9 protein-coding genes and 3 pseudogenes are annotated in these 12,237 nt (G+C 71.6%); 8 read left to right on the top strand and 4 right to left on the bottom strand.

All coding sequences use genetic code 11. The features are described 5' to 3' along the window. Nucleotides 1-7 precede the first annotated feature (7 nt). From JN350_RS00135 to JN350_RS00125, 3 genes are all read right to left on the bottom strand, one after another. Nucleotides 8-1,879, bottom strand: a complete 1,872-nt coding sequence (locus JN350_RS00135) for a glycoside hydrolase family 2 protein (protein ID WP_205463156.1) — start codon at nt 1,877-1,879, stop codon at nt 8-10. An 86-nt stretch (nt 1,880-1,965) separates the two neighbouring features. Further along, nucleotides 1,966-2,421 (bottom strand): MaoC/PaaZ C-terminal domain-containing protein, encoded by a 456-nt coding sequence (locus JN350_RS00130; RefSeq protein ID WP_205463155.1) that lies wholly within the window; start codon nt 2,419-2,421, stop codon nt 1,966-1,968. An 85-nt stretch (nt 2,422-2,506) separates the two neighbouring features. Beyond that, on the bottom strand, nt 2,507-3,841 hold the full coding sequence (locus JN350_RS00125) for a CHAD domain-containing protein (RefSeq protein WP_205463154.1): 1,335 nt from the start codon (nt 3,839-3,841) through the stop codon (nt 2,507-2,509). An 898-nt stretch (nt 3,842-4,739) separates the two neighbouring features. On the opposite strand from JN350_RS00125, the pseudogene JN350_RS20385 reads away from it, so the two are divergent. Both JN350_RS20385 and JN350_RS18720 read left to right on the top strand, forming a co-directional pair. Further along, nucleotides 4,740-5,063, top strand: a pseudogene (locus tag JN350_RS20385) (hypothetical protein); the annotation flags it as partial. Between the two features lie 77 nt (nt 5,064-5,140). After that, nucleotides 5,141-5,446, top strand: coding sequence for a hypothetical protein (locus tag JN350_RS18720; protein ID WP_240347444.1), 306 nt, complete (start codon nt 5,141-5,143; stop codon nt 5,444-5,446). Nucleotides 5,447-5,621: 175 nt separating this feature from the next. Here the strand turns inward: JN350_RS18720 and JN350_RS00115 are convergent, their stop codons facing one another. Further along, nucleotides 5,622-5,978 carry a DUF1844 domain-containing protein gene (locus tag JN350_RS00115; protein ID WP_173170823.1) on the bottom strand — a complete coding sequence of 119 codons (357 nt, stop codon included), beginning with the start codon at nt 5,976-5,978 and terminating at the stop codon, nt 5,622-5,624. A gap of 288 nt (nt 5,979-6,266) precedes the next feature. Here JN350_RS00115 and infC point away from each other — a divergent pair. The 6 genes and pseudogenes from infC (at nt 6,267) to pheT (ending at nt 12,170) form a co-directional block, all read left to right on the top strand. Then, nucleotides 6,267-6,949, top strand: a pseudogene (gene infC / locus JN350_RS00110) (translation initiation factor IF-3). 60 nt (nt 6,950-7,009) lie between these two features. After that, nucleotides 7,010-7,204, top strand: a complete 195-nt coding sequence (gene rpmI / locus JN350_RS00105) for a 50S ribosomal protein L35 (RefSeq protein ID WP_111086286.1) — start codon at nt 7,010-7,012, stop codon at nt 7,202-7,204. 27 nt (nt 7,205-7,231) lie between these two features. Beyond that, nucleotides 7,232-7,615, top strand: coding sequence for a 50S ribosomal protein L20 (gene rplT / locus JN350_RS00100; RefSeq protein WP_111086285.1), 384 nt, complete (start codon nt 7,232-7,234; stop codon nt 7,613-7,615). 65 nt (nt 7,616-7,680) lie between these two features. Next, nucleotides 7,681-8,545 (top strand): annotated as a pseudogene (locus tag JN350_RS00095) (TrmH family RNA methyltransferase). A 92-nt stretch (nt 8,546-8,637) separates the two neighbouring features. Beyond that, nucleotides 8,638-9,678 (top strand): phenylalanine--tRNA ligase subunit alpha, encoded by a 1,041-nt coding sequence (pheS, locus tag JN350_RS00090; RefSeq protein WP_111086283.1) that lies wholly within the window; start codon nt 8,638-8,640, stop codon nt 9,676-9,678. Continuing rightward, nucleotides 9,678-12,170: a phenylalanine--tRNA ligase subunit beta gene (pheT, locus tag JN350_RS00085; RefSeq protein WP_205463153.1), complete on the top strand. Its 2,493-nt coding sequence runs from the start codon at nt 9,678-9,680 to the stop codon at nt 12,168-12,170. The genes pheS and pheT overlap by 1 nt, the downstream gene beginning before the upstream one ends. Nucleotides 12,171-12,237 lie beyond the last annotated feature (67 nt).

Here is a 12,237-nt window from a genome sequence, read left to right as displayed (position 1 = left end):
CTCCCGGCTAGCGACCGGTGACCGCCAGGCGGATCTGCTCGATCGGGACCTTCGGGGACCGGTCGGCGTTCAGCAGGCCGTTCGTCTCCTGCATGGTGTCGGTCAGCTGCGTGTAGCAGGAGCCGGCCAGGAACGAACTCGCCCGGATGGCGTCGTACAGCGCCGTGATGCGGGTGACCCAGTCGTCGCCGTCGCTGGCCGAGGTGTAGCCCCAGCCGTCCTCGCGCTGTGCACCCGGCTGGTAGTTCACGCCACCGAACTCGGTGAGCATCACCGGCTGGCCGAGGTCCTGCGCACCACCGACGAGCACCCAGCGGTCCGCCGGGCCGAAGTGGGCGAACAGGGCCGTGCGGGCGGCATCGTCCGCGTAGGTCTTGGCGAGGGCGTCGCCGGCACCCTCGTAGTCGTGGACCGTGACGATGTCGGAGTTGGTGTGCTCCCACCCGTCGTTCGAGATCACCGGACGCGTCGGGTCGATCGCCCGCGTGACGTCGGCGAGGGACCGGGCGTAGGCCTGCTGCGCCGGGTCGGTGGCGATGTGCTGCACGCCCCAGCTCTCGTTCGCGGGCACCCACGTGACGATCGACGGGTGCGAGGCATCGCGCTCGACGGCGTCCATCCACTCGCGCATCAGGCGCTGGACGGCTCGCGGCGAGAAGGCGTAGGCGCCGGGGGCCTCGCCCCAGACCAGGATGCCGAGGCGGTCCGCCCAGTACAGGAACCGGGGGTCCTCGATCTTCTGGTGGTTGCGGGCGGCGTTGAAGCCGAGCTCCTTGATGAGCTCGACCTCGCGGCGCAGCGCCTCGCGCGACGGTGCGGCGATGTGCGAGTCCGGCCAGTAGCCCTGGTTCAGGACGCTGCGGACGTCGTAGCTGCGGCCGTTCAGCAGGAAGGTGCCGCCGTCGACCCCGACCGTGCGGAGCCCGAAGTAGGACGCGACGGAGTCGATCGGCGTCGCGCCGGTGCGGGGGAGCAGCGAGACCGTGGCGTCGACCAGGCGTGGGGCGTCCGGGGTCCAGTGCAGTTCGTCCTCGGCCTGCCCGTTCGTCTGGCGCGCGATCGGCACGACCACGTCGAACTCGTCCGAGGTGTCGCCGAGCGTGGCCTCGACGGTGGCGAGGTGCTCGTCGCGCTCGTCCCACCAGGCGACGACGCGCAGGCGCTCTCCGCCGGTGCGGCCGCCCGCGATCCGGACGGTCAGGCGGACGGTGGCGTGGTCGACGTTCGTCCAGCGCAGGTACTCGACCGAGGCGGTCGGCACGGCTTCGAGCCACACGGTCTGCCAGATGCCCGTGGTGCGGCGGTACCAGATGGCGTGCGGGTCCTCGTGCCAGTCCTGCTTGCCGCGGGGCTGGGTCAGGTCGTGCGGGTCGTCCTCGGCACGGACGACCAGGGTGTGGACGGCGTCGGGGTCGGCCTCCGGGCTCGTCAATGCGTCGGTCACGTCGAAGGAGAAGGGCGTGTGGCCGCCCTCGTGCTCGCCGATGAACTGGCCGTCGATCCAGACGCGGGCGCGGTAGTCGACGGCGCCGAAGTGCAGGACGAGTCGGGATGCGGCGGTGCCGTGTCCAGCGGCCTCGAGGTCGGCGCGGGTGATGGCACGGGAGTACCAGACCACCGGGTGGAAGCCGGGCTCGTCGATGCCCGAGGCGACGGACTCGGGCGGGAACGGCACGACGATGTCGCGGGCGTCGGGGAACCCGGTGCGCCAGTCGGTGTCGTCGCCGTCGTTCCGGAAGGACCACGTGCCGTCGAGGTCGGCCCACGCGGTGCGGAGCATCTGCGGCCGGGGGTACGTGCCGTCCTGCCGCGAGGCGAGGGGGAGTGCGGGAGCGGATGCGGTGTCAGGTGCGGCCACGGTGCCGTCGAGCGTGCTCATGGGTCCATGCTCCCGCGCCGGTACATCGTTGTAAAGGGCGTCGCAACGATTGCCGTCAGGCGGGTGCGGCAGTGCCCGAGGTGGCGTCAGGCGATCGCGGCGTCGCGCGTCAGGACCATCACGTCCATGCGTCCCTGCTGCACCACGTCGCCACGCTGGTTCCGCAGTGAGACCGTCCGCTCGACGACGCCGGTCGTGCCGGAGCTCGTCAGGCGTGTCGACAGGATCTCGACCTCGCAGGTCACAGTGTCCCCGATGAACACCGGCTCGGTGAACCGCCACTGGTCGATCCCGAGCAGGGCCACCGCCGACCCCTCGAACACCCCGGTCCGTGCGATCAGCCCCAGGCAGAGCGAGGTGCCGAGCAGCCCGTGCACGATCCGCTGGCCGTAGCGGGTCTTGCCGGCGAACTCGACGTCGGTGTGCACCTGGTTGTTGTCGTTCGTCCACGAGGCGAAGGACACGACGTCCGCTTCGGTGATCGTGCGACCCGGGGTCGTGAAGGTCTGTCCGGCGGCGAGGTCCTCGAGGTAGTGGGGCACGCCTGCGATTCTCGCAGAGCTGCCCGACGAGCGCCTCGAGGGGCAGCCCGCCCAGCAGTGCGCCGAGCCTCACGCCCGGCCGCGCTCACAGTCGTGCCAGCACCTTCCGCGATCGTCGCAGCCCCCGCTCGAGCACCGCGTGCTCGGCCGTCGCCAGCGCCCCGTACCCGAAGGTGTCGGCGCCGTCCCGAGCCGCTGGCCCGGAGAGTCGCCGGTAGGCCTCGGCTGCGTGTGCCGCGTCGAGGGCGTCACCGAGCGTCTCCTGCACCCGCCGCAGCAGACCGAGCCGCCGCTTCCCGAGGTCGGCGACGTCACCGGCCGCCTGCAGCGCGTACCGCAGGCGCCGTGCCGCCTTCCGGATCTCGTGCAGGACGTCGAGACCCGTCGCCCCACCGTCGACCAGTCGTCGGACCCGAGCGCGCTCGCGGTCGATGCGCTTCGCGACGAAGGCAGCGGCGGCATCGTCGGCGTGCGGTCCGGCCGGGGCGCGGAGCAGCAGCTGGTCGAGCGCGTCGAGGGTACGGAACCAGTCGTCCGAGCGCAGCGCCAGGCGGAGTTCCGCTGCGGCCGCGCTGCGGAGTGCCGCCGCCTGCTCGCCGATCCGGTCCAGCGTCAGCGCGTCGACGAAGCCGTCGGGGGCCCGTGCCGCCGACCGGAACAGCCCGCCGTGCACGACCTCGGCATCGCGGGCGACACCGGCGACGCGTCCGGCCTCGGCGAGGGCAGCCCGCAGTGCCTCGGTTGCCTCACGGTCGAGCGCCCCGCGGTACGCCGCGAGCACGCTCCGCAGCCGACGGACCACCTTCCGGAAGTCGTGCACCGACTCGTGGTCGTCGGCGCGGACTCGAGGGTCGACCGCGACGAGGTCGGCGCGCAGCGACTCGAGCGCCCGCACCACGAACGCTGCAGCGGTGTCCGAGCGTGGTCGCTTCGCTCGGTTGCCGCGCCGCTCCGGTGCGAGCACGGGAGCGGGCGGGACCGCGACCGCCGAGGTCGCCGGTGGCTCGGTGGCTGCGTCGTCCAGGGCCCGCTCGGCCGCTCGTGCCGTGGTGCCGTCCCGCCCGTCGTCCGACAGCGCCCACCACCGTGCGGACCGCAGTACGGAGGTGTCCGGGTCGCCTTCGTCCACGCGGACGTCGGCGATCTCGGCCCGCACCCGACCGTCCTTGCCGCGCAGGGTCACGAGCGTCGTCGTGGTGTCCCGGACGCGGACCGTCGCCACCGCACGCCCGCGCAGGAACACCTCGACCCCGTCACGCGGGGGCTGCTCGCGGTCCGGTCGATCGAGGTCCGCGCCCACCGGTTCCGGGCCGTCGCCGTGGTCGAGGCTCCAGGACCCGTCCTGGGCGCGGGTGAGCGTCACCCCTTCGGCCGCGAGCACGCGCTCGTCGGAGTCCCACACGGTCTCGCGGAGCGTCACGGGCTCGTGCCGTTCGACGGCGGATGCGAGGGCTCGAGTGCTGGCAGTCGGCGGTCGTCGGGGATCCGCCAACTCCGGCGGGGATCGGTGCGGGCGGTGTCGGGGGCGGGGTGCTGGCTCGGCATGTCCGCAAGTGTCGTCCGCCCGTGGCCATGCGGCCCGAGCGCGGGCGCGTTCTGTGGACGGACCGCTCAGAACCGCGAGCTGTGCAGGGATGAGTGACGGACTCGGCACCTCGCCAGCACTCGGCGCGTACGGTCCGCTGCATGAGCGACGGAGCCCGCCACCCCAGCGACACCGCACCCGACACCCGCGACACCGCACCCGACACCCGCGCCACCGCACCCCCGAGCGCCACCGCCCCGAGCGACCACGACCTCGAGTCCTGGATCGCCGACCGCCGGTGGTACGCCTCGAAGGGGTCCCTGCCGCGCCTCCGCACCCTCTCCACCGCCGACGGCACCCGGCTCGTCCTCGACGAAGCCCCAGCAGCACCAGCGGCTCCGGTCCTCTACCAGTCACCCGTGACCAGTGGCCCCGACGGCGCCATCGTCGACGCCACCACCGACCACACTTGGATCACGGCGCTCGCCGCACGCATCGACGCGGACCCGCAGAGCCTCCGCCTCATCGGCACCGTCACCGCTGCCCGCGTCCTGACGGGCGAGCAGTCCAACACCTCGGTCATCTGTGACACCGAGTCCGGCGCCCGCGTCATCATCAAGGTGTTCCGCGTCCTGCACCACGGCGACAACCCCGACGTCACGACGCAGCTCGCGTTGTCCGCAGCCGGCAGCGCGCGCGTCCCGCAGGTCTACGGCGCACTGCGGGGAGCTGGCCCGACGTCGGGCAGAGCAGCGGCACGGCGACCGGTCACCTCGCGTTCGCGCAGGAGTTCCTGCCGGGCCTCGAGGACGCCTGGCGCGTGGCCCTCGAGGAAGCGCACGCCGGCACCCCCTTCGGCGACCGGGCCGAGCAGCTCGGGGTGGCGCTCGCCGACGTCCACCGCACCCTCGCCGAGGCACTGCCGTCCGAGCCCGCCGACGAGGCCCGACGCGCCACGGCCGTCGCGACGATGCACGAGCGGCTCGACACCGCCGCGCGCGAGGCCCCGGCCGTCGCTGAGCACGCAGACGCGATCCGTGCGGTGTACGCGGCGGCGACGGCGACGCCCTGGCCGGACCTGCAGCGCATCCACGGCGACCTGCACCTCGGGCAGGTGCTCGCCGCCCCCGAGCCGCGCGGCTGGGTCTTCCTCGACTTCGAGGGGAGCCGCTCCGCCCCCTGGCCGAACGCTCGTTGCCGGACGTCACGCTCCGCGACGTGGCCGGCATGCTCCGGTCGTTCGACTACGTCGCCGGAGCCCTGGCGCACGACGCGGAACCGGTCGACGCAGCGGGCTGGGCGGACGAGGCACGCGTGCGGTTCCTCGACGGGTACCAGCGGGGGACCGGCGCTGACCTCCGCGCGCACCGCGAGCTTCTGGATGCGTTCGAGCTCGACAAGGCCGTCTACGAGGTCGTCTACGAGACCCGGAACCGACCCGACTGGGTCGGCATCCCGCTCGCGGCCGTCACGCGCCTGGTCGGCCGCCACGCGTCCTGACCGCACACCCGAAAGCGGACGGGAGGCCCGTGGCGATCCCGCCACGGGCCTCCCGTCCGACGCCGGGTGCGGGAGCAAGCCGAATCGCGCGTAGGGAGACGAGCCGCGCGTGGAAGGCCGGAAGGAACGACTTTCGACGCGCGGGACGTCCTGCCCCGCGCGAAACGGCTGCCCGCTAGTTGACGGGGCCGGTGTACTTCTCGCCCGGTCCGGCGCCCGGCGCGTCCGGGATCGCCGACGCCTCGCGGAACGCGAGCTGCACCGACCGCAGCCCGTCGCGCAGCGGACGGGCGTGGTGGTCGCCGATCTCCGTTGCCGCAGCGGTGACCAGGCCGGCCAGTGCGGTGATGAGCTTGCGCGCTTCGTCCAGGTCGGTCTGCTCCTGGGGGTCGTCGGCCAGGCCGACCTTCACGGCGGCGGCACTGAGCAGGTGCACGGCCACGGTGTTGATGAGTTCGACGGCCGGCACCTCCGAGATGTCCCTGGCGGCGTCGATGCCGCTGCCGTCGTCGTCGATCGGGGTGTCGGTCACGGTGCTCCTCTGCTAGACTCGCCCACGGCAGATGCTGTCCGTGTGCCACCAGGTTCTCCTGAAGCACTCGGACGGTGTCACGAAAGAGGAGTCTCTCCCACCCGCGGCCGCGTTCCACCAGGCTACCGGGTCACCACCGCTCCACGAGTGCACAGCAACTGGGTGCACGCGTCGGTCGGGTCCACGGATCCGACGCAGGGCGGCTGCCGAACGGGTTCCTATCCGTGCGTCAGATCTCCTCTCTCGTGCTGTCGTCCAGGGCAAACGTCCCGGACGACCACCACCTGATTGAAGGAGCTCCGCATCACCGATCCCCGTACCAACGACCGAATCCGCGTTCCCGAAGTCCGACTCGTCGGCCCGCAGGGTGAGCAGGTCGGCGTTGTCCCGATCGCCATGGCACTGCGCCTCGCGCAGGAAGCCGAACTGGATCTGGTCGAGGTCGCGCCGAACTCGAAGCCGCCCGTGGCCAAGATCATGGACTACGGCAAGTTCAAGTACGAAGCCGCTCAGAAGGCCAAGGAAGCCCGTCGCAACCAGGTGAACACAGACCTGAAAGAGGTCCGTTTCCGCCTGAAGATCGACGTGCACGACTACGAGACGAAGCGCAAGCGCGCCGAGGGGTTCCTCCTCGGTGGCGACAAGGTGAAGGCGATGATCCTCTTCCGTGGCCGCGAGCAGTCGCGTCCGGAGCAGGGTGTCCGTCTCCTCCACAAGTTCGCGGAAGAGATCGCCGAGTTCGGCGTCGTCGAGTCCCGTCCCACCCAGGACGGCCGCAACATGACGATGATCATCGCCCCCTGAAGAACAAGTCCGACGTCAAGGGCGAGCAGAACGCGAAGCGCGCTGCACAGAAGGCCGAGCGTCGTGCCACCGAGCACGCCGCGAAGGACCACTCGGAGACCGAGGCCCCGGCCGAGGCCCCCGCGCAGGACACGGCACCGGCCAAGAGCGACGCTCCCGCCGAGTAGGTCACCCAGACCGACCCCGCAACGACGCGGCTCCCATCCACCCCACGGAAAGGCACCACCATGCCCAAGCAGAAGACCCACTCCGGGTCGAAGAAGCGCTTCAAGATCACCGGTACCGGCAAGGTCATGAAGCAGCAGGCCGGTATGCGTCACAACCTCGAGGTCAAGAGCTCCAAGCGCAAGGCCCGCCTGAACGAGGACCAGGTCCTCTCCAAGGCAGACGCGAAGAACGTCAAGAAGCTCCTCGGCCACTGAGCCCCCGGATCGTAAAGGAATAGTGCAATGGCACGAGTAAAGAGAGCGGTCAACGCCGCCAAGAAGCGCCGCGTCATCCTCGAGCGCGCCGAGGGTTACCGCGGCCAGCGTTCGCGTCTGTACCGCAAGGCCAAGGAGCAGGTCACCCACTCCCTGGTCTACGCGTACCGCGACCGTCACGCGAAGAAGGGCGAGTTCCGTCGCCTGTGGATCCAGCGCATCAACGCTGCGTCCCGTGCGAACGGCCTGACCTACAACCGTCTGATCCAGGGTCTGGGTCTGGCCGGTGTCGAGGTCGACCGTCGCATCCTCGCCGACCTCGCGGTGAACAACCCCGAGACCTTCACCGCGCTCGTCGAGACCGCGAAGAAGGCCCTCCCGGCCGACACCTCGGCCCCGAAGGCTGCGTAGTCAGTTCTTCTGCTCGCGAAACCCCCGCCGCACGGCGGGGGTTTCGTCGTTCCTAGACTTGGGTCGTGAGCGAACTCCTCGAGAACCCCCGTGCCGGACGCGTGAAGGCCGTCGCGGCCCTGTCGAAGAAGGACGTCCGTGCCGAAACGGGCCTCTTCCTGCTGGAGGGGCCGCAGGCGGTGCGTGAAGCACTCGAGTACGCCCCGGAGCTCCTGCGCGAGGCTCTACGTGACGCCGACTGCCGCAGCCCGCTACGGGCTCGACGACGCGCCGGTCGACACCTGGTTCGTGACGGAGCAGGTCCTCGACGCGATGGCCGACACCGTGACGCCGCAGGGCGTCGTCGCCGTCTGCCAGCAGTTCCCGACGTCGGTCAAGGACGTCTTCCCGGACCATCGCGTCGGTGACGCTGCCGCTGCCGTCGACCTGGAGGCCCGCGGGGACACCGACGAGCCGGCCGCGTTGCCGGGGCTGGTCGCCATCCTCGAAGAGGTGCGGGACCCGGGGAACGCCGGCACGATCATCCGCGCCGCCGACTCCGCCGGCGCCGACGCGGTGGTCCTCACCGGTCGGTCGGTGGACCCGTACAACCCGAAGGTCGTCCGGTCGACCACGGGCTCGCTGTTCCACGTGCCGGTGTCGGTCGGCGTGACCCTGGCCGACACGATCGCACGGGCGAAGGCACTCGGGTACACCGTGCTCGCGGCCGACGTCTCGGGCGACGACCTGCCGGTGGTCCGGGCCGAGGGCATGCTCGACGGTCCGACCGCGTGGGTGTTCGGCAACGAAGCCCGTGGGCTCACCACCGAGGACCTCGCGCTCGTCGACCGTGCGGTGAAGGTGCCGATCTACGGCCAGGCGGAGTCGATGAACCTGGCGACGGCGGCCTCGGTCTGCCTGTACGAGTCGGCGTTCGCACTCCGGAGCTGACGCTCCTCCACAGGCCTGCCGGTACTGACGGTCATCCACCGTCTGCTCGGTGCAGGCGGGTGGTATCCCGTCGGCCGGTAGGCTTGGGTCTCGTGTCAGAACCTCTCGAGATCAGCGAATCGGCCGTCGCCGACGCCGTGGACGCAGCACTCGCCGCCGTCCGCGCCACGACGACGGTCGCCGAACTGAAGCAGGCCAGGGCCGAGCACACCGGTGAGCAGTCGCCGCTGGCTCGGATGAACGCGTCGATGCGCAGCGTCCCGCCGGAGCAGAAGGCCGCGGCCGGCAAGCTCGTCGGTCAGGCCCGCGGGCGGCTGAACGCGGCGATCGCGGAGCAGGAGTCGGTCCTCGCCGTGGCGGAAGAGCGCGCGCGGCTCGAGGCCGAACGCGTCGACGTCACCGCGTTGCCGACCCACCGCCCGACCGGCTCGCGCCACCCGCTCTCGCTGCTCAACGAAGCCGTCGCGGACATCTTCGTCGGCATGGGGTGGGAAGTGGCAGAGGGGCCCGAGCTCGAGCACGAGTGGTTCAACTTCGACGCCCTGAACTTCGACCAGGACCACCCGGCCCGGGCCATGGCGGACACGATCTTCGTCGAGCCCGTCGACCGCCACCTGGTCATGCGCACCCACACGTCGCCCGTGCAGGTGCGGTCACTGCTGTCCCGCGACCTCCCGCTCTACGTCATCGCCCCGGGCCGTGTGTACCGCGCCGACGAGCTCGACGCCACGCACCTGCCGGTCTTCACCCAGGTCGAGGGCATCGCGATCGACAAGGGCCTGACGATGGCACACCTGCGCGGCACGCTCGAGCACTTCGCCCGCCAGGTCTTCGGCGCCGAGGCGCAGATCCGTCTGCGCCCGAACTACTTCCCGTTCACCGAGCCCAGCGCCGAGATGGACGTCTGGCAGCCGAACGCCAAGGGCGGCGCCCGGTGGGTCGAGTGGGGCGGCTGCGGCATGGTCAACCCGAACGTCCTGCGTGCCGCCGGCATCGACCCGGACGAGTACCAGGGCTTCGCCTTCGGCATGGGCATCGAGCGGACGCTGCAGTTCCGCAACGGCCTGAACGACATGCGTGACTTCCTCGAGGGCGACATCCGCTTCTCGCAGCAGTTCGGAACGGTGGTCTGATGCGCGTCCCACTCCGCTGGCTCGGCGAGTCCGTCGACCTCCCCGAGGACGTCACCCTCGAGCACGTCCACGCGGCGCTCGTGTCGGTCGGCTTCGAGGAAGAGGACGTCCACACGTTCGACCTGACCGGCCCCGTCGTGGTCGGCCGGGTGCTCGAGCGCGTCCCGGAACCGCAGAAGAACGGCAAGACGATCAACTGGTGCCAGGTGGACGTCGGTGAGCCCGAGCCCCGCGGCATCGTCTGCGGTGCGCACAACTTCGACGTGGGCGACCTCGTCGTCGTGACGTTGCCCGGTGCCGTGCTGCCCGGACCGTTCCCGATCGCGGCCCGCAAGACCTACGGCCACGTCTCCGACGGCATGATCGCCTCGGCACGCGAGCTCGGTCTCGGCGACGAGCACGAGGGCATCCTCCGCTTCGCCGACCTCGACATGGAGCCCGACGTCGGCCAGGACGCCATCGCGCTCCTCGGCCTCGACGATGCGGCGGTCGAGATCAACGTCACGCCGGACCGTGGGTACGTGCTGAGCATGCGCGGTGTCGCGCGTGAGTACGCCCACGCCACCGGCGCGAGCTTCCACGACCCCGTCGACCGGGTCGCACCCCGCACGGCCGAGGGCTTCTCGGTCACGATCGACGACCAGGCCCCGATCCGCGGTCGCGTCGGCGCGAGCACCTTCGTCACCCGCGTCGTCCGTGGCATCGACTCCACGGCGAAGACACCGGCTTGGATGGTGTCGCGTCTCGCCCTGGCAGGCGTCCGGTCGATCTCGCTGCCGGTCGACATCACGAACTACGTCATGTTCGAGCTCGGCCAGCCGCTGCACGGCTACGACCTGTCGACCGTCCGCGGCGGCCTGGGTGTCCGTCGTGCGGCTGTCGGCGAGACGCTCGAGACCCTCGACGGCGCCGTGCGGAAGCTCGACCCCGAGGACCTCGTCATCACCGACGACGACGGCCCCGTCGGGCTCGCCGGCGTGATGGGCGGTGCCCGGACCGAGATCTCGGCGAGCACGACCGACGTCCTGATCGAGGCAGCCGGCTTCGACCAGGTCTCGATCGCGCGGACCGCTCGCCGCCACAAGCTGCCGAGCGAGGCCTCCCGTCGGTTCGAGCGCGGCGTCGACCCGCTCGTGGCCGAGGCTGCTGCGAACCGCGCCGTCGACCTCCTCGTCGAGCTGGCCGGCGGCACGGCCGACGCCCTCGGTTCCACGCTCGTCGACACCGAGCCCCGTGCGACGGTCGCCATGCGGACCTCGCGTCCGGCCGAGCTCATCGGCGTGGACTACACCGACGCCGAGGTCGTGGACACCCTCCGTGCGATCGGCGCGACGGTGCAGGTCGACGGTTCGCAGCTCGCCGTCACCCCGCCGACCTGGCGTCCGGACCTCACCGACGACACCACGTTGGTCGAAGAGGTCGCGCGGATCGTCGGGTACGACCGCATCCCGAGCGTGCTCCCCGTCGCCCCGCCCGGACGCGGACTCACTCCGCACCAGCAGGCGCGCCGTCGGGTCTCCGCGGCCCTCGCCGCCGCGGGGCTGGTCGAAGCGGTGACGGCGCCGTTCGTCTCCGCCGCGACGCAGGACGCCTACCCGGGGATCGACCCGGAGGGCGGCCCGAGCGTCGTCCTCGCCAACGCCCTCGACAGCGAGCAGAACCTGCTCCGCCGCAGCGGTGTGCCGGCCCTCGTGGACGCGGCCCGTCGCAACGTGTCGCGCGGCCTGCTCGACGTCGCGCTCTACGAGACCTCGCGGGTGTTCCTGCCGGTGACGGGCGTGACGCTCGGCACCGACGAGGTCCCGGCCGGTGCCGCGCTGCCCGACCGCGCGACGCTCGCGGCGCTCGACGCGTCCCTGCCCGCACAGCCGTTCCACGTGTCCGCCCTGCTCACCGGCAACCGCGTCGGCAAGCAGGCGGGCGTCGCGGCCGAGCAGTACGGCATCGCCGATGCGATCGACGCGGCTCGCCAGGTCGCGTGGGCCGTCGGCGTGGAACTGCGCGTCGCACAGACCACCCACCCGTCCCTGCACCCGGGCCGCGCGGCGTCGCTGCTCGTGGGGAACACCGTCGTGGGCGTCGCCGGCGAACTCCTGCCGGAGCTGTCCGCCGCTGCGGTGCTGCCCCGCGTGGTGGCCGTGGTCGAGCTCGACCTCGACGCCATGGTGGCCGCAGCCCCCGACCTCGTCGCGGTCGCGCCGATCGTGTCGTACCCCGCAGCGACGCAGGACCTGTCCCTGGTCGTCGACGCCGGGGTGCCGGCCGGTGACGTGTTGGATGCTGTCCGCGCTGGTGCCGGAGACCTGTTGGAGTATGCTCGGCTCGTGGATGACTACCGGGGCTCCGGCGTGGACGAGGGACAGAAGTCCCTGACGTTCGCCCTGCGCTTCCGTGCCACGGACCGCACGCTGACCGCTGCCGAGGCCACCGAGGCCCGCGACGGCGCAGTCCGACGTGCCGGCGAGCGATTCGGGGCGACCCTGCGCGACTGACCCACGACGGGATCAGCACCGCCCGGGGTCGCCGCCTCCGACTCTCTCGACGACCAGTCCGACCAAA

The sequence above is a fragment of the Curtobacterium sp. 24E2 genome (assembly GCF_016925595.1).
Lineage (GTDB): Bacteria > Actinomycetota > Actinomycetes > Actinomycetales > Microbacteriaceae > Curtobacterium.
This window is presented reverse-complemented; position numbering and strand designations above follow the sequence as displayed.